This window comes from Humibacillus xanthopallidus (genome assembly GCF_006717145.1).
GTDB classification, from domain to species: Bacteria; Actinomycetota; Actinomycetes; order Actinomycetales; family Dermatophilaceae; genus Humibacillus; species Humibacillus xanthopallidus.
This window is the reverse complement of sequence record NZ_VFQF01000003.1, coordinates 751746-773279: the sequence shown is the minus strand read 5'-3', so window position 1 is coordinate 773279 and position 21534 is coordinate 751746. Positions and strand designations below refer to the sequence as shown.

General features: G+C 70.0%; 17 protein-coding genes. 9 read left to right on the top strand and 8 right to left on the bottom strand.

Annotated elements, in window-relative coordinates; all coding sequences use genetic code 11:
* Positions 1 to 2 precede the first annotated feature (2 nt).
* The 3 genes from FHX52_RS21555 to glyA are packed head-to-tail and all read right to left on the bottom strand — an operon-like array spanning position 3 to position 2852.
* A complete protein-coding gene (locus FHX52_RS21555; protein ID WP_141824398.1) occupies positions 3 to 290 on the bottom strand; it encodes a sarcosine oxidase subunit delta in 288 nt (95 codons plus the stop codon).
* Positions 291 to 324: 34 nt separating this feature from the next.
* Positions 325 to 1545 (bottom strand): sarcosine oxidase subunit beta family protein, encoded by a 1221-nt coding sequence (locus tag FHX52_RS21550; protein ID WP_141824397.1) that lies wholly within the window; start codon positions 1543 to 1545, stop codon positions 325 to 327.
* Between the two features lie 2 nt (positions 1546 to 1547).
* Positions 1548 to 2852, bottom strand: coding sequence for a serine hydroxymethyltransferase (glyA, locus tag FHX52_RS21545; RefSeq protein ID WP_141824396.1), 1305 nt, complete (start codon positions 2850 to 2852; stop codon positions 1548 to 1550).
* Between the two features lie 165 nt (positions 2853 to 3017).
* Here glyA and FHX52_RS21540 point away from each other — a divergent pair, with 165 nt between their 5' ends.
* Positions 3018 to 3677, top strand: coding sequence for a GntR family transcriptional regulator (locus tag FHX52_RS21540; RefSeq protein ID WP_246070314.1), 660 nt, complete (start codon positions 3018 to 3020; stop codon positions 3675 to 3677).
* Between the two features lie 65 nt (positions 3678 to 3742).
* On the opposite strand, the gene FHX52_RS21535 is transcribed toward FHX52_RS21540, so the two are convergent.
* Positions 3743 to 5248 carry a PucR family transcriptional regulator gene (locus FHX52_RS21535; RefSeq protein ID WP_141824395.1) on the bottom strand — a complete coding sequence of 502 codons (1506 nt, stop codon included), beginning with the start codon at positions 5246 to 5248 and terminating at the stop codon, positions 3743 to 3745.
* Between the two features lie 156 nt (positions 5249 to 5404).
* On the opposite strand from FHX52_RS21535, the gene FHX52_RS21530 reads away from it, so the two are divergent.
* The 4 genes from FHX52_RS21530 (at position 5405) to FHX52_RS21515 (ending at position 11004) form a co-directional block, all read left to right on the top strand.
* Positions 5405 to 6991, top strand: a complete 1587-nt coding sequence (locus tag FHX52_RS21530) for a purine-cytosine permease family protein (RefSeq protein WP_221630678.1) — start codon at positions 5405 to 5407, stop codon at positions 6989 to 6991.
* A gap of 169 nt (positions 6992 to 7160) precedes the next feature.
* Positions 7161 to 7985 carry a creatininase gene (locus FHX52_RS21525; RefSeq protein ID WP_141824393.1) on the top strand — a complete coding sequence of 275 codons (825 nt, stop codon included), beginning with the start codon at positions 7161 to 7163 and terminating at the stop codon, positions 7983 to 7985.
* 27 nt (positions 7986 to 8012) lie between these two features.
* On the top strand, positions 8013 to 9275 hold the full coding sequence (locus FHX52_RS21520) for a M24 family metallopeptidase (protein WP_141824392.1): 1263 nt from the start codon (positions 8013 to 8015) through the stop codon (positions 9273 to 9275).
* Positions 9276 to 9438: 163 nt separating this feature from the next.
* Positions 9439 to 11004 carry an outer membrane protein assembly factor BamB family protein gene (locus FHX52_RS21515; protein ID WP_246070313.1) on the top strand — a complete coding sequence of 522 codons (1566 nt, stop codon included), beginning with the start codon at positions 9439 to 9441 and terminating at the stop codon, positions 11002 to 11004.
* A 96-nt stretch (positions 11005 to 11100) separates the two neighbouring features.
* On the opposite strand, the gene FHX52_RS21510 is transcribed toward FHX52_RS21515, so the two are convergent.
* On the bottom strand, positions 11101 to 11466 hold the full coding sequence (locus FHX52_RS21510) for a hypothetical protein (RefSeq protein ID WP_141824391.1): 366 nt from the start codon (positions 11464 to 11466) through the stop codon (positions 11101 to 11103).
* A 177-nt stretch (positions 11467 to 11643) separates the two neighbouring features.
* Here FHX52_RS21510 and FHX52_RS21505 point away from each other — a divergent pair, with 177 nt between their 5' ends.
* Complete coding sequence (locus tag FHX52_RS21505) at positions 11644 to 14490, top strand: helix-turn-helix transcriptional regulator (protein WP_185747421.1); 2847 nt, start codon at positions 11644 to 11646, stop codon at positions 14488 to 14490.
* Between the two features lie 29 nt (positions 14491 to 14519).
* Here the strand turns inward: FHX52_RS21505 and FHX52_RS21500 are convergent, their stop codons facing one another.
* The 3 genes from FHX52_RS21500 to FHX52_RS21490 form a co-directional block, all read right to left on the bottom strand.
* On the bottom strand, positions 14520 to 14750 hold the full coding sequence (locus FHX52_RS21500) for a hypothetical protein (protein WP_141824389.1): 231 nt from the start codon (positions 14748 to 14750) through the stop codon (positions 14520 to 14522).
* A 303-nt stretch (positions 14751 to 15053) separates the two neighbouring features.
* On the bottom strand, positions 15054 to 15701 hold the full coding sequence (locus FHX52_RS21495; protein WP_141824388.1) for a response regulator transcription factor: 648 nt from the start codon (positions 15699 to 15701) through the stop codon (positions 15054 to 15056).
* 160 nt (positions 15702 to 15861) lie between these two features.
* Positions 15862 to 17589 (bottom strand): histidine kinase, encoded by a 1728-nt coding sequence (locus FHX52_RS21490; protein WP_185747420.1) that lies wholly within the window; start codon positions 17587 to 17589, stop codon positions 15862 to 15864.
* Between the two features lie 319 nt (positions 17590 to 17908).
* Here FHX52_RS21490 and FHX52_RS21485 point away from each other — a divergent pair, with 319 nt between their 5' ends.
* The 3 genes from FHX52_RS21485 to FHX52_RS21475 are packed head-to-tail and all read left to right on the top strand — an operon-like array spanning position 17909 to position 21534.
* Positions 17909 to 19636 (top strand): TRAP transporter substrate-binding protein, encoded by a 1728-nt coding sequence (locus FHX52_RS21485; protein ID WP_185747419.1) that lies wholly within the window; start codon positions 17909 to 17911, stop codon positions 19634 to 19636.
* Positions 19633 to 19986, top strand: coding sequence for a response regulator (locus FHX52_RS21480; protein WP_141824385.1), 354 nt, complete (start codon positions 19633 to 19635; stop codon positions 19984 to 19986). Before FHX52_RS21485 ends, FHX52_RS21480 begins: the two co-directional genes overlap by 4 nt.
* Positions 19987 to 19989: 3 nt before the next feature.
* Positions 19990 to 21534, top strand: coding sequence for a sensor histidine kinase (locus tag FHX52_RS21475; RefSeq protein WP_141824384.1), 1545 nt, complete (start codon positions 19990 to 19992; stop codon positions 21532 to 21534).

The following is a 21534-nucleotide window of genomic DNA, read 5'->3' as shown; positions in this document are numbered from 1 at the left end:
GGTCAGGCTCCCTTGCTCAGGTCGGGGCGAGGGTCGCCCTGGCGGTAGACGTGCGAGATCTCGTAGGTGCGGGTGTCGCGGACCGCGTTGAACCACTTTCGGCAGCCGGCGGAGTGCACCCAGCGCTCGGCGTAGCTGCCCTTCGGGTTGTCGCGGTAGAAGAGGTACTGCGCCCACTCCTCGTCGGTGAGGGCGTGCGGGTCCGCCGGGTAGGCGACGTGCGCCTGTCCGCCGTAGCCGAACTCGGTCTCGGGGCGGGGCCCGCAGTTCGGGCAGTCGATGATGAGCATCGGGTCGTCCTTTCGATGCGCTCGGTGCGGTGGGTCAGTGGGCGACGGCGGCGGCGCCGTGCTCGTCGATGAGGGCGCCGCTCACGAAGCGGTCGAGGCCGAAGCCCCGGTTGAGCTCGTGCGGCTCGTCGGTGGCGATGGTGTGCGCGTAGGCGAAGCCGGCACCCGGCACGGCCTTGAAGCCCCCGGTGCCCCAGCCGCAGTTGACGTACATCCCGTCGACGGGGCTGCGGCCCATCACCGGCGAGGCGTCCATCGTCACGTCGACGATGCCGCCCCACGTCCGCAGCAGGTGGGCCCGGGAGAAGGCGGGGAAGAGCTCGACGGCAGCCGACATCTGGTGCTCGATGATGTGGAACGAGCCGCGCTGCCCGTAGCCGTTGTAGGAGTCGATGCCGGCGCCCATGACAAGCTCGCCCTTGTGCGCCTGCGAGACGTAGACGTGGACGTGGTTGGACATGACCACCGTCGGGTGGATGATCTCGTGCAGCTCGGAGACGAGCGCCTGCAGCGGGTGCGACTGGATCGGCACCCGGAAGCCGGCGAGCTCGGCGAGGACGGACGTGTGTCCCGCGGCGCAGAGGGCGACCTTGCCCGCGTTGATGCGCCCGCGGCTCGTCTCGACGCCGGTCACCCGGCCACTGTCGATGACGAAGCCGGTCACCTCGCAGTTCTGGATGATGTCGACCCCGAGCTCGCTGGCCCGGCGGGCGTAGCCCCAGGCGACCCAGTCGTGCTTCGCGATGCCCGCCCGGGGCTGGTAGGTGCCGCCCATGACGGGGTAGCGGATGTCGTCGGCGATGTTGATGATCGGGCACAGCTGCTTGACCTGCTGCGGGTCGACCCACTCGGCGTCGACCACGTTGAGACGGTTCGCCTCGACGCGGCGCACGGAGTCGCGCACGTCCTGGAGCGTGTGGGCGAGGTTGAGCACACCGCGCTGGGAGAAGAAGACGTCGTAGCCGAGCTCGTCCTCGAGACCCTCCCAGAGCTTGAGGGAGTGCTCGTAGATCGCCGCTGACTCGTCCCAGAGGTAGTTGGACCGGATGATCGTCGTGTTGCGGGCCATGTTGCCGCCGGCGATCCAGCCGCGCTCGAGGACGGCGACGTTCGTGATGCCGTGGTGCTTGGCGAGGTAGTAGGCCGTCGCGAGGCCGTGTCCGCCGGCGCCGACGATGACGACGTCGTAGCTGCCCTTCGGCTCCGGGTTGGCCCAGAGGAAGTCAGGGTGCTCTGGAAGCTCACGCTGGTTCATCGTCACAGTCCCTTGTCGAGGTCGGGGTAGAGCGGGAAGCGGGCGGTGAGGTCTGCGACCCGCTGGCGCAGACTCGCGAGCGCCGTCTCGGAGTGGCTGCCGGCGAGAGCGATCGCGATGACGTCGGCGACCTCACCGAAGGCCTCCTCGTCGAAGCCACGGGTCGCGAGCGCCGGTGTGCCGATGCGCAGGCCGGACGAGACCATCGGGGGTCGCGGGTCGAACGGCACGGCGTTGCGGTTGACCGTGATGCCGATCGAGTGCAGCAGGTCCTCACCCTGGCGGCCGTCCAGCTCCGAGCGGCGCAGGTCGACGAGAACGAGGTGGACGTCGGTGCCTCCGGAGATGACGCCGATGCCCGCTGCTGCGACGTCGGGGGCGGTGAGCCGCTCCGCGAGGATCGACGCACCGGCGAGGGTGCGCCGCTGCCGGTCGCGGAACTCCTCCGTCGCGGCGACCCTGAAGGCGACCGCCTTGCCGGCGATGACGTGCTCGAGCGGGCCCCCCTGCTGTCCGGGGAAGACCGCGGAGTTCACCTTCTTGGCGATCTCGGGGTCGTTCGTGAGGATGATCCCGCCGCGCGGACCGCCGAGGGTCTTGTGCGTCGTCGAGGAGACGACGTGGGCGTGCGGCACGGGCGAGGGGTGCACGCCCGCGGCGACGAGCCCGGCGAAGTGGGCCATGTCGACGAAGAGGTAGGCGCCGACCTCGTCGGCGATCCGCCGGAACTCGGCGAAGTCGAGGTGTCGGGAGTAGGCCGACCAGCCGGCCACGATCATCCGGGGTCGGTGCTCACGGGCGAGTCGCTCGACCTCGACCATGTCGACGACGTGGGTGTCCTCGCGGACGCCGTAGGCGACGACGTCGTAGAGCCTGCCGGAGAAGTTGAGGCGCATGCCGTGCGTGAGGTGGCCCCCGTGGGCGAGGTCGAGACCGAGGATCGTGTCACCAGGCGTGAGCAGCGCGTGCATGACCGAGGCGTTCGCCTGGGCGCCCGAGTGCGGCTGGACGTTGGCGTATGCCGCACCGAAGAGCGCCTTGACCCGCTCGATGGCGAGCGACTCGACGACGTCGACGTGCTCGCACCCGCCGTAGTAGCGGCGTCCGGGGTAGCCCTCGGCGTACTTGTTCGTCAGCACGGACCCCTGCGCCTGCATGACCGCGGTGGGTGCGAAGTTCTCCGAGGCGATCATCTCGAGCGTGCCCTGCTGGCGTCGAAGCTCCGCGTCGATCGCGTCGGCGATCTCGGGGTCGAGCTGCGCGAGGTCCGCGTCGAGGGCGGAGGGGGTGATGGTGACCTGGGACATGAGTCCTCCGTGCGGTTGATGTCACTGTTGTCGATGACTGATATATCATCTGGACGGCAATAGTATGGCTGAGGATGCGACCCGTCAACGGTCTGCCCAGCACCTCATGACATCGACCAGCCATTCGCTCGACATCCACTCGACATCGACCCGAAGGGAGTCGCCGTGACCGGAACGGCGCCCACGCTCGTCTACGGCTCGCTCGCCGAGGAGGCCTACCACCTGCTGCGCGACCGGCTCGTCATGCTCGACATCGCGCCCGGTGCCCCGATCAACGAGGCCCAGCTCGCCGCCGAGCTCGGCATCGGCCGCACGCCGATCCGCGAGAGCCTCAAGAAGCTCGAGCTCGACCACCTCGTCGTGTCGTATCCCCGCCGGGGCACCTTCGCCACCCAGGTCGACATCACCGACCTCGCCGAGATCTCCGAGATGCGGCTCGTGCTCGAGCCGCTCGCAGCACGGCGCGCCGCCCTCATGGCGCGCTCGGACGTGCGGGCCGAGCTCGCGGCGAAGGCCACGCAGATCGGGTCGATGGCAGGCGCCAACGAGGACAAGCGGGCCCTCATGGACTACGACATCGACGTGCACCGCCTCATCTACCGCGCGGCCGAGAACCGCCACCTCGAGGAGACCCTCGTGCGGCTCGACAACCTCGCGACCCGGATCTGGTGCCTCGTGCTCGAGCGCCTCCCCTCAGTCTCCGAGCACATCACGGAGCACGTCGCCCTCCTCGAGGCGATCGTGGCGAGGGAGCCGGACCGCGCCGCCGCTCTGGCCGAGGCCCACGTCACGCACTTCGAGAAGGCCATCCGCTCCGTGCTCTAGCCGTCGAGCCGGACCGCGAGGCGGACCGCGAGCCTGACGGGCGCCTCAGCCCGAGCGGCCCCGGTTCACGCCGAGGGGTGGTCGCGCAGCTGCGCCCCGCCGCGCACCAGCCGGACTGCCAGACCGAGCGCCACGAGCTGCCCCCGCCCGCGCGGGTCCCCACCGAGCGCGTCGAAGATCCTCCGGAGCCGCTTGTGCAGCGACTGCCGCTCGAGGAAGAGCACGCGAGCGGTCTCTGTCGCGTTGCACCCGGTCGAGATCCACACGTCGAGGGTCTGCACGAGCTCACCGCCGTGTCGCTGCTCGAGCCGCACCAGCTCCCCCAGCGCCTCCTCGACGAGCGCGTCGGCGACGCCTCGGGTCAGCGAGCGCTCAGCCATCCGCTCGACGAGGAAGTCGGATGCGTCGTAGGCGCCACCGGAGCCCTTGACGGACCGTCCGAGCCGCCACGTGGCACGGGCCTCGGCGAGCGACAGCGGCGCCTGCCGGATGGTGGACGCGGTCGGACCGAGGGCGGCCGTGAAGCGGCTGCCCGCGACGGAGGCCCGCAGCGCCGTCAGGACCGAGCCCCGCTCGGCATGCGTGGAGGTCTTCAACGGCACGAGGACGTCCAGCCACTCGCCGTGCGTGACGACGAGGCTTGACGGCAGCGCCCGCCGGCTCCACTGCTCCGAGTCCGTGTGGCCGGCCGGGCGCCGCACGGCGGCCATGACGACGGGGCGGTCCGGGTCGAGGCCGCTCGCCTGGGCGAGCTCGACCAGACGCTCGCTGTTGCTGCCCGCCGCGATCGAGCGGAGCAGCTGGTCCTCGGCGAGCCGCTCGAGGCTGGGCCGGCTCTGTCTGGCGAGGGCGAGGGCCACGATGCTGCGGACCCTCGCCAGCACCGTCTCCACCGTCTCGGCGTCGGTGTCAGCGTCGCCGACGAGCTCGAGGTGCGCGACGGCGAGCCCGCCCACCGCGAGCTCGGCGCCGCGGCGCTCGGCGCGAGCCTCGGTATGCGGCTCAGGCCCGGCCGAGCCCATCAGCACTCCGCGCGTGTCGACGACGCGGACGTGCACGTCGAGCGTCTCGGCGATGAGCGCGAGCAGCGGCTCGAGGGCAGCCCCCGAGCTGGCGATCCGCTCCGTGAGGGCTCGGGAGAGCTCGTCGGCGAGCCGCAGCGACGCGACCTGTGCGGAGACGATGCGTCGGTTGACGTCCTCGGCGACCTCGACGAAGGGGACGACCTGCCGCAGCTCCACGAGGGGGAGGCCCGCCGCCTCGGCCGCCCCGACGAGCTCGTCGGGAAGGTGGCGCCCGGTGCCCGCCGTCTCGACGGCGAGAGCGGCCACACCCCGTGACGCGAGGCTCCGGACGTACTCCACCTGGGCGGCGGGCCGCAGCGCGAGCAGCGCGTGACCGCCGGTGAGGAGCAGCTCCCCGCCGGACAGCAACGGAGCGATCTCGAGCACCTCGCTCGAGTGCACCCACCGCACCCGGGCCGGCCCCACGGCATACGCGGAGGCGACGACGACAGGGTCGCCGGCCGCGAGGACGTCGCTCCCGAGGATGTCGCTCAGGCGCAGGGACACGACGGCACCAAGGTCATCACGGGCGACATTCTGTCACCCGGAACCGCTGCGAGAGGTGACACAACGTATCTGGAGGCGACCGGGGCCGCGATCCTACCGTTGACGCCAGCCGGCAAAACATCCGCAAGGGGAACCCATCGAGAAAGCAGTCCCCACATGAGCCTTTCCACTGAAAGCCACTCGGAAGACGTCACGCAGACCGTCGAAGACATGCTGCAGCCCGTCCCGGAGTCGGCCCGCACGACCAAGGTCTCCGGACAGTTCTGGATCTGGGCCGGCGCCAACGTCGCCCCCATCAACTGGATCCTCGGCGCCCTCGGCATCGCCCTCGGCCTGGGGCTCTGGGACACGATGATCGTGCTCATCCTCGGCAACATCATCGGCATGGTCGGCTTCGGCTTCTTCGTGCTGCTCGGCCAGAAGACCGGGGCCACCGGCATGCTGCTGGCCCGTGGAGCCTTCGGGCGGCGCGGCGCCTACCTGCCGGCCGCGATCCAGGCGATCGTCGCCGTCGGGTGGTCGGCGGTCAACACCTGGGTGATCCTCGACCTCGTCATGGCGCTCTTCGGCCTCATCGGCTGGGTGGACCCGACGCAGTCCAACCTGCCGTGGAAGGTCGCGATCGCCGCCGTCATCATGACCGTGCAGGTCGCCATCTGCTACCGCGGCTACAGCGCGATCGCGAAGTTCGAGCGCATCACGATGCCGCCGACCCTGCTCATCCTCGTCGCGATGTCCGTCGTCGCCTGGACCAAGCTGCCGATCGACTGGAGCTACGCCGGCCCCGCTGGCCACGTCCTCCAGGGCGGAGAGCGCTTCGCCGCGATGTCGGCGATCATGACCGTCATCGGAATCGGTTGGGGCATCGGCTGGTTCACCTACGCCCCCGACTACTCCCGGTTCGTCTCCACGACCGTGCCGAAGAGGAAGCTGTATGCCGCGTCGGTCCTCGGACAGTTCCTGCCGGTCGTGTGGCTGGGTCTGCTCGGCGCCAGCCTCGCGACGCTGAGCGGCTCGGTCGACCCGGGCCAGCTCGTCGTCAAGAGCTTCGGCGTCCTCGCGATCCCCGTCATCCTGCTCGTCATCCACGGACCGATCGCGACGAACATCATCAACCTCTACACCTTCGGCGTCGCGTTCCAGGCCCTCGACGTGCGGATCTCGCGCAAGAAGCTGTCCATCCTCGTCGGGGTCCTGTCGATGGGAGCCGTCGTCCTGTTCCTCTTCGCGAGCGACTTCGCGACGCTGCTCGACAACTGGCTCGCCGCGATCGTCGCCTGGGTCGCCACCTGGGGCGGGATCATCGCGGTCCACTACTTCGGCTTCGAGCGACGTCACAAGGACTACGGCTACCTCTTCCTCAGCCCCCGCGACTCGCGCCTCAAGGCGGTCAACCCGTCGGCGATCATCGCCTTCGTCGTCGGCCTCTTCGCGACCTGGCTGTTCATGTACGGCACGCTCCCCGTCTTCCAGGGGCCCATCGCCACGGCGATGGGCGGCGTCGACCTCTCGTGGCTGGCCGGCACCGTCACCTCGGGCACGGTCTACTTCGCCCTCGCCTACCCCCGGTTCCGCGAGCGCATCCACGCCGGTGTGCCCATCGGGATCAAGCCCACCGTGACCGACGAGGACTACCTGCGCGACCACGGCGACGCCTGCGCACCGGAGCACGGCCGGACGGCGGTTCCTGTGGGAGCCACTGTCGCTGAACCCGCAGCCGCCGCTCCCGCTGCCCTGGGCTGACCCGTACGACCGCCCGCGGTGGGGTGGGCACGAGCTCCACCCCACCGCATACGGCATCGGGCCGAGCGGAACCCGCTCTCTCCCAACGACCCCCGCCGACCCGGCGATCCCACCGACTTCACTGACTTCACCGACTTCACTGACCCACGCCCGCTTCCGAGGAGCTGACATGCCCACCACCGTCCTCATGGAGGAGCTCGACGCCTTCACCTACCGCGACCTCGTCGGGAGCGGAGCGCCGGTCATCGTCCCCGTCGGCGCGATCGAGCAGCACGGACCGCACCTGCCGCTCAGCACCGATGTCGTCCTCGCCAAGGCGATGAGCCGTCGGCTCGCCGAGTCGGTCGGCGGCATCGTCGCGGCGCCGGTCACCTACGGCTACAAGTCGCAGCAGCGCTCCGGCGGCGGCAACCACCTGGGCGGCACGACGAGCCTCGACGCGGCCACGGTCATCGCGATCGCCCGCACGCTCACCCTCGAGCTCGCCCGCCACGGCGCCACCAAGGTCGTCTTCCTCAACGGCCACTTCGAGAACTACCAGTTCCTCTACGAGGGGGTCGAGCAGGCGACGGCGCAGCTGTCCCAGCGCGGCGAGGACGTCTCGGCGATCCTCCTCTCCTACTGGGACTTCGTCGACGAGGCGACGATCGAGGAGATCTACCGGGGAACCTTCCCCGGCTGGGACGTCGAGCACGGCGGCGTCCTCGAGACCTCGCTCATGCTGCACCTGCACCCCGAGCTGGTCCACCTCGACCGCGTCATGGACCTGCCCGCCGCCCAGCTGCCGCGCTTCGACCGGCTGCCCGTGCGACCGGAGCTCACGCCCGCCTCGGGCTGCCTCTCCTCCGCCGCGTCCGCGTCGGAGGAGGCCGGACGGCTGCTGCTCGACCGGACGTCCGCCGCGCTCACCGCCGCGCTCGGACCCGAGCTCGCTGTCCGTCCCCAGACCCCCGCCGAGACCCTCGCCCAGACCCCTGCCTTCGCCACCGCCTGACCTACGACCGCTTCAAAGGAGAACACCATGACCCTCGCCCCCGCCATCAGCTCACCCGTCACCTCGGTGAGCGAGCTCGAGCGGCTCAAGGAGCTGCACAACGGCGCGAAGGTGCCGCTGACCTTCTCGGACGCCGAGTTCGAGCGCCGGCTCTCGGGCCTGCGCCGGATCATGGCCGACAAGGGCCTCGACGCCGTCGTGCTGACGTCCTACCACGGCATCAAGTACTACTCGGACTTCCTCTTCACCTACTTCGGCCGCTCCTACGCCCTCGTCGTGACGCCCACCGAGCAGGTGAGCGTCACCGCCAACATCGACGCCGGTATGCCGTGGCGGCGCAGCTACGGGGAGAACATCGTCTACACGGACTGGCGCCGCGACAACTTCCAGCACGGGGTCCACGAGGCCCTCGCGCAGCGGGGCATCACACCCAGGCGGGTCGGGGTCGAGTTCGACACCCTTCCGCTCGACTCCCACGCCAGGCTCCAGGCCGCCCTCGGCGGCGCCGAGCTCGTCGACGTGGCCCAGGACGCCATGCGCCAGCGCATGGTGAAGTCGGCCGAGGAGATCGAGGTCATCAGGCACGGCGCGCGGATCGGTGACCTCGGCGGAGAGGCCATCAAGGCCGCCATCCGCGAGGGCATCACGGAGTACGAGGTCGCGCTCATCGGCACCGAGGCCATGGTCCACGAGATCGCGCGCACCTTCCCCGACTCCGAGATCCGGGACACGTGGGTGTGGTTCCAGTCCGGCATCAACACCGACGGCGCCCACAACTGGGCGACGACCCGCAGGCTGCAGCGCGGCGACATCCTCTCGCTCAACTGCTTCCCGATGACCTCGGGCTACTACACCGCGCTCGAGCGGACACTGTTCCTCGGGGAGCCGGACGCACGCTCCCTTCAGCTGTGGGACATCAACGTCGAGGTACACCGGCGCGGTCTCGAGCTCATCAAGCCCGGCGCCGTCTGCAAGGACATCGCCGCAGAGCTCAACGAGATCTACGTCAGCCACGGCCTGCTGCCCAACCGCACCTTCGGCTACGGCCACTCCTTCGGCGTCCTCTCGCACTACTACGGCCGCGAGGCGGGCCTCGAGCTGCGCGAGGACATCGACACCGTCCTCGAGCCGGGCATGGTCGTGTCGATGGAGCCGATGATCACCGTCCTCGACGGGCAGCCCGGCGCGGGTGGCTACCGCGAGCACGACATCCTCGTCGTCGGCGAGGACGGCGCCGAGAACATCACGAAGTTCCCCTTCGGCCCTGAGCACAACATCGTCCCCTGCTGAGGCACCTCAGGGGCGCGCACGGTCGGGGGCCCCGGGCGCACCTCGCGCATCGAGCCGGGGCCGGGCCGACACATCACTCGATCGAGTGATGTGCCGGCCCGTCACGCGAGACGACGATGAGCACCGCGAGCGCCGTCCGGCGCCGCAGATGCAGGAGGCACAGGTGAAGTCTTCACGCGCCCTGCTGGCGGCTGCGACAGCCGCACTGCTCGGCATGGTCATCATCGCTCCCTCGACCGCGGCCGTTCGTGCCGACTCGTGGAGCTCGTGGGGGTTCGACACCTCCAACAGCCGCTACAACCCCGGCTCTGGTCTCGGGGTCGGCAACGTCGGCTCTCTCGCGGTCAAGTGGAAGACCACGACCGCGGGCAACGTCTCGGCGACACCCGCCGTCGAGAAGGGCGTCGTCTACGTCCCGGACGACGCCGGGTTCCTCTACGCCATCGATGCGGCCACGGGCATCGTCAGGTGGCAGACAAGCATCGCCGGTGTCACGGGCATCGCGGGCGACTACTCGCGGGCGACGCCCGCCATCGCCGGCGACATCCTCGTCCTCGGCGACCAGGCGGGAAAGGCGTTCAGCCCGGACGGCTACCTGCTCGGGATCAACAAGACGACCGGCGCTCTGGCCTGGAAGACGAAGGTCGCGGGCGGCTACCCCATCCTCACGCAGTCGGCGACCGTCGTGGGCGGCACGGCATACGTCGGGGTCGCTTCCTACGAGGAGGCCCTCGTCAGGTTCGGCTACCCGCTGACCTTCCGGGGCCAGATGATGGCCGTCGAGGCCGCCACCGGCCTCATCAAGTGGGTCACCTACACGGTGCCCGCCGGCTACACGGGCGGATCGGTCTGGGGTTCGGCCCCTGCCGTCGACCTCAAGCGCAACTCGCTCTACATCGCGACGGGCAACAACTACTCGATCCCCGACTCGGCGACCACCTGCCTGTCGACCGCCCCCGACGACGCAGCTCGCGCCGCGTGCATCGACGCGGCGGACATGTTCGACGCGATCGTCTCGCTCGACCTGAGCACCGGCGCCGTGAAGTGGTCGATGCGCGCACTGCCCAGTGACGCATGGAACCTCGCCTGCGGCATACCCTTCCTGCCCGGGTTCACCGAGCCGACAGCCGACTGCCCCAACGACCCCGGCCCTGACTTCGACTTCGGCCAGGCCCCGACCCTCTACAAGGTCAAGGGCACGGAGTACGTCGGCGCCGGCCAGAAGTCCGGCAAGTACTGGGCCGTCAACCCGGACACCGGGGCCGTGATCTGGTCGACGCAGGCCGGCACGGGCGGCGTCGGTGGCGGACTCCAGTGGGGTTCTGCCGTCGACGGGTCGAGGGTCTACACGGCCAACGCCAACAGCGAGGCCAAGCCCTGGACCCTCAAGGACGGCAGCGTCACCACCGCCGGTGGCTGGTCCGGCCTCGACGCCGCCACGGGCCGCATCATGTGGACCACCGCAGCCTCGTCCGGAGCCGGCGCCCCCGGCCCGGTGACGGCAGTCGACGGTGTCGTCTTCGGATGCTCCGCCGATGCCGACGGGCACATGTACGCGCTCAAGGCATCGTCCGGCGCAGTCCTCTGGGACTTCACATCGGGTGACACCTGCTACTCCGGCGCATCCGTGGTCGGCAGCACCGTCTACTGGGGCACCGGCTACGCGCCGTTCGGGCCGGATCCGCGTCCGGGTGGTGCGGTCTACGCGTTCAGCGTGAACGGCAAGTAGCCCCACGAACGCGGCGCCCGCCCTCCGGCCCGGCAGGGGTCGACGGAGGGCGGGCGTTGCCGCGTGCGACCCGCCCGCGAGCGGCGGGTGCTCCGCTCAGGGTTCGGCCAGGCCGGGGCGGTCGACGTCGAAGTCGAGGACCGGTACCGGCGCTGCGAACCCCGCCGCGAGCGCGATGCCGTGGACGTCCTGCAGGCACTCGCGGAACCACTGGTCGAAGGGCTCCTGCGACTCGCCGATGACGACCATGGCGCGGCCGATGTCGTCCGCCTCGATGTAGACCACGGCGAGGTCGCCGCTCGGCGTCGCCTGGAGCCACACCGACTCCTTCGTGATTCCGGCGCGACGGCGGGCGTCCTCGTAGGCCTCCCGCCTCTTCCCCCGCCAGCACGACTCCATCGCGAGCCGATCGACCTCGGCCCTTCCGGGCGACAACAGGGTCGCGAACGCGATCGCCGGCATGAGGGTCTCCTCCCACTCGTGCGCCGATGATGGCGAACCTACGGACCGTTTCGGACGGAAACATCACTCGATCGCGGGATGCGTCCGTCGGACCTCGCGAGAGGCGTCGACTCGCAGAGCCCCACGCCTGCTTCAAAAACGCCTACGCCGCCTCGGGTCCTCGGGCAGGCTGAGGCCGTGTCCTCGCACGACGGTGTCGTGGGGCGTGCGGCCGAGCTGGCCGCAGCCGCTGCAGCCCTCGGCGCTCTCGCCGAGGGACGGGCTTCGGCGCTGGTCATCGAGGGAGAGGCCGGCATCGGCAAGAGCCGCCTCGTTCAGGCCATCGAGGAACAGGCCCGCGCCCGGCAGGTGAGCGTGTTCCACGGGCAGGCGCATCCCTTCGAGCGGACGCGACCGTTCGGGCTGATGGCCGGCGCGCTCGACCTGAGGGGGCGCTCGACGGACGCCCGCCGGACCGCGATCGTCGCGCTGCTGGCGCATGGCGTCCCGGATGGGGAGCACGCCGCCGGGGACGTGCACTTCAGAGCTCTCGAGGAGGTCGTCGACCTCGTCGAGGCTTCGTGCGCCGACCGGCCCGTCCTGCTCGTCGCGGAGGACATCCACTGGTCGGATCCGGCCAGCCTGTCGGTCGTCTCGGCCGTCGTCCGCCGTATGCCGTTCTCCCCGGTCCTCGTCGTCGTGACGCTCCGCCCGTCGCCCGTGTCTCCTGACGTGGCGCGGGTGCTCGAGGACCTGGCGTCGGCCGGCGCGCGCACGCTCCGGCTGGCCCCCCTGTCACGTGACGACGTCCACTCCCTCGCGGCCCTCGAGCTCGGCAGGTCGCCGGGGCCCACCTTGGTGAGGATGCTCGACCAGGCGGGAGGGAACCCGCTATGGGCGAGGGCGCTGCTGCGGTCGCTGGCCGACGAAGACCTGCTCGCGAGCTCGGGGAGCGGTGTCGAGGCGACGAGCTCGACGCTGCCCACCTCGTTCAGCGACCTCGTCGCGCGGCGGCTGGGAGAGCTGCCGCGCACGACGCTCGACGTGCTCCAGGTGACGGCGGTGCTCGGTGATGCCGTGCGGATCCGCGACCTCGCCGCCGTCGTCGGGCAACGGCCCACGACGGTCGCCGCGCTGCTCGCCGACGCCTTCGATGCCCACCTCCTCGACGAGGCCGAGGACCGTGTCGTCTTCCGGCACCAGCTCGTCCAGAGCGCGATCTACCGACACATCCCGGCGCCGACCCGCCGGGTGCTCCACCGCGAGGCGGCGGTCGCCCTCATGTCCACCGGAGCAGAGCCCCTCGACGTCGCAGACCACCTCGTGCTCGGGGCCGAGCGGGGTGACGACGAGGCGGTCGCGTGGCTGAGGGACGCCGCTCGTGAGGCGTCGACCGGCGCTCCGATGGTCAGCCTCGAGCTCCTCCATCGCGCCGAGGCCCTGCTGCCCGGTGGCCACCCCGACGTCGACCTGGTCTCCGCGGAGGTGGTCGAGGCGCTGCTGCGCGCCGGGAAGGTGGAGGAGGCTTCGAGTCGGGCGGAGGCGGTGCTCGCGCGGACCCACTCACCCACGGTGGACGCGAGGCTGCGCCTCTCGCTGCTCGGAGCGCTCGCGCTGCAGAACCGTGCTGCCGAGGTCATCACCGTCGCCCGAGCCATGCTCACCGCACCGACCCGGCTCGAGCCGGTGGAGGAGGTGCCGGTGCTCGCCCAGCTGAGCTGGGCCCTGACGTACTCCGGCGACCCGGCCGGCGGCGAGTCCGCGTCGCGGCGAGCGCTGGCGCGAGCCGAGGGGACGGGGGTCGGCGCGGCCACGGTGCTTGCCCTGACCGCACTGGTCGTGTCGGTGGGTCGACAGGGCCGGTTCGGCGAGGCCCTGGTGCACGCCCGGCGCGCGGCTGCCCTTGCCGCAGACCCGTCGCGGATCGGACCGCTGCCGCTGCAGCCCAAGCTCTTCCTCGGTCTGTCGCTGTTCGACTGCGACCTCGTCGCCGAGGCGCGCGCGGCGTACCGCGAGGCGCTGGACGACGGGTTCGGCTCCGGCTGGTGGCTCGCCGACACGTTGATGGCAGATGCCGAGGCGTGCTTCGAGATCGGCGAGTGGGAGGATGCCGGTCCCCGGCTCGTTGCCGGTGAGGAGGCTGCTCGTGAGAAGCACCACCCGCTCCTGCTGTCCCAGTCGCTCGCCTACCAGACCATCATCGCAACGGCGGTGGGCGACCTGGGCACCGCACAGACGCTGGCGTCCAAGATCGCCGGGTCGCTCGAGGGTCCGGAGCTCAGCTACAACGCCGGCATCGTCGCCTTCGCCCTCGCCGGCCTCCGCTCCGCGCAGGGCGACAACGCAGGCGCCTACGACCTGCTGCTGCGGTGCTGGCGCTACGACGTCGAGCACGCGGGTGCGTACTACCACCGGAGGTTGGCGCCGGATCTCATCCGCCTGGCGCTGGCCTCAGGCCACCGTTCCGTGGCCGTCGAGGTGACCGAGGGCATGGCGGCGGCAGCCGCTCTCGCGCCGGAGGTCGCGACGGTGGGTAGTGTCGCCCTCAGGTGCACCGCGTTGGCCGAGGGCGACGTCGACCACGCCCTGGAGGCGGTGGCTCTGGCTCGGCGATCGACGCTCCTGCTCGAGCACACCGGTGCCTGCGAGGACGCGGCGAGCCTTCTGGCCCGGGTCCGCCGGACGGATGAGGCGGTCGCGCTGCTCGCAGAGGCTCTCGAGCGGTTCGAACGAGCCGGGGCCGACGCGTGGGCGGTGCGGGTGCGGGCGCGGATGCGCGACCTCGGAGCCCACCCCGGGTCGCGCGGCTCGCGGCACCGGCCGGCGACGGGATGGCAGAGCCTGTCCGCGACGGAGCGGGCGGTGTCGGCCCTCGTCGCAGAGGGGATGACCAAGGGCGCCATCGCGAGACGGCTCTACATCTCGCCGCACACCGTGAACACCCACCTGCGGCACGTCTTCGCCAAGCTCGGGGTGTCCAACCGCGTCGCGCTCGCCGGGATGGTGCACCGTTCGATCGAGCGAGACGCTGAGGGCCATATCTGAGCCTTCCTGCATTGGCGCGACGAGCGGCTCTAGAGCGCTCCATGGCCGACGTTGATCAGTAGGAGGATGTCGTTGTGGATGCTGCGCTTCTCCGCAGGCGGCGCGTGCGTGTAGGCCTCGGTCAGCAGGTCGATGGCCTCCTGGACCGTGTCCGTGGCGGTGTGGGATGGCGGATCCGGCAGGGGCGAAGCGGCAGCGGCGGATGACACTGCCAGCAGGGCTGAGGCGACGATTGCGGCGGCGGTGTGACGTAGGTACATGACCTCTCCTGATGAACGAGTTTGACTGGGAGTCAAGCGATGTGACGGGGAATGGGCTCCGACTGCTGAGTCGGTGATGACGCTGGGTTCCCTGTTCAGAATCGCCTCAGAGACCCCCGGCCCACATTCGGAGAATCACTCGACTCGATCGCCGCCGCCTTGGGGATATCCCGCATCGGGGCATCGCGAAGAGTCATTAAAGGCGCAATCCGCCGGGCTTCGGGGCATGCTGCGCCCGCCATGGGAGGTCTTCACAGCGCGTCGGTCAGCCTTGCGCAGAGCCTGACCTCGACATCCCCGGGATCAGATGCTCCGGAGGTAGGTCAGAACCGCCAGGACACGGCGGTTGCTCTCTGGCGACTCGTCAAGCCCCAGCTTCGTGAAGACCTGGCGCACATGCGCCTCGACCGTCCGGTCGGTGATGAAGAGCTTCCTGCCGATGCCCTGGTTCGTGAGGCCCTCGGCGACGAGAGCGAGGACCTCGCGCTCACGCTCACTGAGCTCCTGCACAGGGCCCGCGGTTCGCTGCTTGTGAAAGAGGCGCGCGACGATCGTCGGGTCGATGACGGTCTCGCCCTCGGCCACCCGCCGTAGTCCGTCGACGAGGACGTCGCCCGAGTAGATCCGCTCCTTGAGCACGTAGCCGATGCCCTCGGGCTGGCTCTGAATGAGGCGCATCGCGTACGTCGACTCGATGTAGTGCGACAGCACCAGCACCCCGATGTCGGGGAACTCGGACCGGATCGCGGTCGCCGCGACGATGCCCTCGTCCGTGTACGTCGGAGGCATCCGGATGTCGACGAGGCAGACATCGGGCCGATAGACGCGAACGTGGTTCATGAGGGTGGTGGCATCTCCGGCCTGTGCCACCACCTCGACTCCACCGGACGTGAGCAGTGCGACGACGCCCTCGCGCGTCAGCAGAGTGTCGTCTGCAACAACGGCTCGCATGGAACCTCCGCTCGGAAGGCTCGCCCGGCAAGAGTCCGGCGACCACCCTGGTCACTTGTCAGTGTGACAGCGAAGTCGGCCGAGCACTCGGGGTTGGCGCCGAATGCGCCGCCCGTGCTCGTTCGGCCCGGCATGAGCGCGGATCGTGTCTCAGAGAACCTCACTTCCGCGCGCGATCGGGGGGTTCCGCGTCAGGTGAGGCACCACGCGCGAGCGGCAGCTCCAGATCGACCCGGCTGCCCCCGTCCACCTCCTGCGTCACCGCGATGCGTCCGCCCATGGCGGCAACACGGTCCTCGAGAGCGGCAACACCCACCCTCGCCCGCGCGACCTTCGCGCAGACTTTCAGTCTGCTCCCCTCCACTGTCGCCCGGACGGTCGTGGGTCCGCGGGCGGCGCAGGTCGCGATGACGAGGTATGCCGTTGTCTCGACTTCTGCCGGAAGCCGGCCCTCTGGAGCAGCCACCATCCGCAGGGGAGCTGTCTCGCTCAGCGCCCCGCACGCACCCGCGAGTCCTTCGGTGACCAGAACGTTCGGGAACAAGCCGTTTGCCAGCTGCCGGAGGTCTCGCACCGCGTCCTGAACCTCGGTCTCAGCCTCGTTCAGCATCCGGTCCAGCTCCGGCTGATCGCTCCTGGTGCTCGACCTCAGCAGGCGCAGGCCCAGCAACAGGCCGACGAGACGCTGTTGGGCGCCGTCGTGGAGGTCGCGTTCCAGTCGGCGCCGCTCGCGGTCACCCGCCTCGATGACGCGGACCCGCGACTCGGCAAGGGCTCGAACCTGGGCGAGACCCTCGGCACGCAACCGCTCGTTCTCGAGTCCCAACCGGGCTGCTGTCACGACCTCACGGACGGCATCCGGGTTGTCGAGAAGGCCCGTACGGTGCACCAGCACAGCGATCTCGTCGCCGTCGTTCACCAGCCGGCTGGTGGTTCGTCCCGGCCGGGCCGTCACGTCCACCGCATCGAGGTCGACGTCGCGATAGGTGCCGTCGACGGGATACGCCACCTGCAGTGACGGATCATGCAACCACGCTGCCAGCGCCTCGCGCATACCCCCCGCAACGGCTTCCTGATGCAGGTCGACGACGAGACCGGCGACACTCCGGCGCATGGCTCGCGATCGGAGCAGGCTGAACGCCACGGCGGCTCCGAGGGCGGCCAGCCCCGCGAGCTGCGCCCACCAGAGGGCCGGATCCGTCGTCGAACCGCCAACGAAGCCGTGGTCGAACTCCAGGACCAGCTGTGCCGAGACAGCCAACAGGTACAGGAAGCCGATCGTGGCGACCGCGCCGTGCGCTCGGCGCGACACGGCACTCATTCGAACCAGGCCGACGAGTAGAACGACCATCATGACGACGGTCCAGGCGAGGGCGGCAATCATCGCCAGTCGCGAGGAAGCTGCCGCCACCGCCGGGTCGTCACGCACCAGAAGGAGATTCGCCGGGCAGTCCGAGCAGCCATGGGCCTGCGGGTCGAAGAACAGTGCGGGCGCGAGCCCCAGTGCGCCGACGAAGACGAGGGCTCCGGCAAGGAGCAGATAGCGCTCACCTCGCCCGTCCACCCGTCCGGACTGGAAGGCCAGCACCGCCCACATCGCGGCCACCGGCACCGCGATGGTGAGAAGCAGACCCACCGAAAACATCACAGCAGAGAGGGATTCCGCCGCCGCGGCCCCCGGGATGTCCCACTCGGTGGCGAGCAGAAGGCTGGCGACGAGGATCAGCAGCCAACCGAGGGGGTTCGCCGGTCTGGCGATCCGGTGCACGATCCCGACGGAGGCCAACAGAGCCACCGTGCACACCAACGCGACCTCCGACCAGATCGACTCGCCGCTGTCGGAGAAGCCCGGCGACGTGGCCACGACGCGCATCGTCAACCAGGCCATGCTCGTCACGAGAGCCAGTGCCGCGAACGACCACGTGGCCTCGATGGCACGGATCTCACCTGCCCTCATGCGACCCAGAATCCACCCGAAGCGCGTTGTGTGACTCAGTGTTTGCACTGATTCGCTCGACCGATTGGTGGGACGACACTGGTGCCGACACGAGACAATTGGAGTTTCAAGGCACCGAAGGGAAGTGCCGGCCATGACCCGAGGAGCGAGGTCGACTGTCGCGCTCATGGTGGCCGCCGTACTCGGCCTGGTCGGTTGCACCTCCTCAACCACGGACCGGGCCGGTGGCCGAGGCCTCCAAGCGGTCACCGTGCTGGAGATCGCTCAGCTCGACGACGCTGCACCTTCACAGGTACAGGCCTATGCCACAGAGGTGGAGAAGGAGTCGCACGGGTCTCTGCGCCTTCACTTCAACGACTTCTGGCACAAGGGCGAGGTCGATTTCGAGAAGCACACCCTCGAGGACGTTACCGGTGGTCGTATGCCGGGTGCATGGGTCGGGGTGCGGTCGCTCGACCTCGTCGGCGTGACCTCGTTCCAACCCCTCGTGGCGCCGCTGCTGGTCGACAGCCAAGCCATGCAGGACCGCATCTTCTCGGCAGGAATCCCACTCGAGATGGCGCGCGGCCTCGAGGGGCACGGCCTGGTGGCGGTCGCCGTCCTGCCGGGTCCGATGCGCAAGGTGCTCGGGGTGCGCAAGCCGTTCCGGGAGCCCGAGGACTTCCGCAGGGCTCTCCTCGGGATCCAGGGCGGCGAGATACCTGAGAGCACGGCGAAGGCTCTCGGGGCGACCTTCACACGAATGCCCTCCGGCGCGAGGCTGTCCGCGGTCGACGCGTACGAGCAGCAGGTCGACAACATCTTCGGCAGCTTCTACGGGCTCGCGGCGAAGTACGTCACCGCGAACATCAATCTCTGGCCGCAGGCCATGGCGGTGATCCTCAACCAGGCGGCATACCGTGAACTGACCGACACCCAGCGGGAGATCCTGCGCAAGGCCGCCGGGGACGCGATACCGGCGGCCCTCAAGGCGACTCAGAGCGAGGACGACGCCGGAGTCGCAAAACTCTGTGGGCAGGATGTCGCGTTCCCGACCTCCTCGGACCTGCAGCTCGCCGCCTTGCGCCGGGCGGTCCAACCGGTCTACGACGAGATCGCCCGCGACCCGGACAACGCCAGGATGCTCAACCGGCTCACCACACTCAGGGCTGCGGTCGCGGCACCACCGGACGTCTCCGCGTGTACCCGGCCGGGACCCGGCGCACACTCTGGGTCGTTGCCTGAGGGGACCTACGACATGGTGCTCGAGAACGACGCCAGGTCGCAGTGCACGGACAGTCCGCCGCAGGGCACTCCCGGGCAGAAGTCGTGGTACTCGCTCGAGGTGCGTGACGGCCGAGTCACCATTCGTCAGCGCATAGACAACCAGAGTGCGCCCTGGGGGGTCGGGTACTACGGGTTCTACTCCACCCTGCGTGACCGGATCCGGATCGACAGCCTCAACGCCAGGTGGTCGTTTGACGGGACTGCCCTGCGCCTCAACGACATGACCGGCGGTTCGTGCAGCGACGCCGTCCTCTGGACAACGAAACCGTGGGTCCTGCGGTCCGGACCGGTCCAGGGCGCGCCGGTAGTGCCCGACGGCACCTACGAGGCAGGGCTCACCGACGCCGACCGCCACCTCTGTGATGGCAAGCCCGGAGGCCAAGGCCTCAACCCGCAGAGCGACCCACGCGGCAAGCCGACCTCGTTCTCGAGCATCACGCTCGACGCCGGAGCGCTGCGTGGCTACGCGCGCGAGGGCCGCCCCACGGTGATCCCCAGGTTGGAGTGGGTGGGCAGCTACCGCGTGTACGGCCACACTTTCGAGCTGACCACGCTGACATTCGTGGACGGCCCTGAACACTGGGACCGCTTGACCGCCACGTTCACCTTCGACGGCACGAACCTGACACTCAAACCCGTGGGCACCTGGCCGTGTTGGGCACGCGTCTGGTGGGCCCTTCATCCGTGGACCCTGCCGAAGAAGACGCCATGACACCAACGCTGGTGATCATCGACGACCATGCCGGCTACCGGTCCTTCGCCCGGGCGCTACTCGAGGCGGAGGGTTACGACGTCGTCGGAGAGGCCGCAGACGGCTCCTCCGGTGCTGAGCTGGTGTGCCGCCTCCTGCCCGACGTCGTCCTGCTCGACATCATGCTGCCGGACGTCGACGGGTTCGCGGTTTCCGAGCGCATCGCGGACGAGGCGCCGGGATGTGCCGTCGTGCTGACCTCAACTCGCAGCCGCAGCTCCTACGGCGGCCGTCTCGCAGCCAGCCCGGCGCGCGGTTTTCTCGACAAGAGCCGGTTGAGCGGGCCGGCCCTGGGCCGGCTGACCGGGTGACCCGTGGCCGGGACCGGACTGCTCCGGGCCGTCGACCTGCTGGTCGGCGTGATCGTGATGGGTGCGGGCCTCGCATCGATGCGGTTCGGCCGCGTCGCTCGGCTCATGCTGCTCGTCGGGACGACGTGGCTGGTCGGCAGCCTTTTCGCCGCAGCCGTCTTCCTCCACCGTGGGCCGCTCGTGCACCTGCATCTCACCTACCCCACCGGGCGCTCGAGGCGCCGCTACGTCACGGTTGTCATCGGGGCGGCATACACGCTGGGCGTGGTCGAGGCGTTCGTGCCCACTGCCGCGCTCACCCTCGCGCTCGCGCTCCTGGTCGCGGCAGCGGCGATCGACGTGTTCGTGCGCACGACGGGCCCCGCACGCAAGGCGGGTCGGCCGGCGCTGTGGGCTGCCCTCGGATTCTCCGCCGTACTGGTGACGAGCGCGCTCAACCAGCTGCTGGCCTGGGACATCGACCAGCCCGTCCTGCTGGCCTACGACGCGGTCGTCGCGGGGGCCGCGGTCGTGCTGGCTGCCGACCTGCGATGGGGTCGCTGGACCGAGTCGACGCTGAGCGACCTCGTGGCCGACCTCGGGGCGATGTCCGACACGAGCGGGCTGACCGGACGGCTGCAGCGCGCCCTGGGCGACCCGACCCTCAGGGTCGGCTACTGGGCCTCCGATCAGGCGGCATACGTCGACGAGCAGGGTGAGCGGATCGATCTGCCGGCGGAGGGTGGTGCCCGCTCGGCCACCCGTATCGACGACGAGGGCCGGCCCGTCGCCGTGCTGGTCCACGACCGGGCTCTGCTCGGGGACCCACAGCTGGTCGGCGGAGTCGCCACCGCGGCCAGGCTGGCGATGACCAACGCGCACATGCTCGCCGATATCCGCTCCCGTGTCGGCGACCTCACGCAGTCTCGGCAACGCATCGTCGAAGCCGTCGGCGACGAGCGGGCGCGGATCGCCGACGAGCTCGCAGGCGGCGCCCAGCGACGGCTCGACCGCGTCGCCGATCTCCTGGACGAGATCGCGGCCGCGGGCCTCTCGGGCGACCGGAATCTCACGATGGTGCGTGCCGAGGTCGTGCGGGCCCAGGAGGACCTGACCACCTTCGTCCAGGGAGTACGCCCCGCGGCCCTCGTCGAGGGTGGTCTCGACGCGGCTGTCCGTGACATGGCCGGCCACTTCCCCTTCCACGTCGACGTACGAGTCGACGTGGGACGGCTTCCCGATGCCATCGAGGGCGCACTGCTCTTCTTCTGCTCCGAGGCGGTGACCAACGCGGCGAAGCACTCCGGCGCGAGCCGGTGTCGGGTGACCATCAGCACCGATCCGACACTGGTGGTCGCCCTCGTCGAGGACGACGGGATCGGTGGGGCGGACCCGTCCGGCTCGGGCCTGCTCGGCCTCACTGACCGGCTCGAGACCATGGGTGGTCGGTTGACCGTGACGAGCCCGCCCCAGGGTGGCACGCGTCTCGAAGCGCGCGTGCCGAGACCAGCGATGCAGGGTTCGTTCGACACACCCGAGGGTCGCGGCAGCAGGAGCGAGGGGCGATGA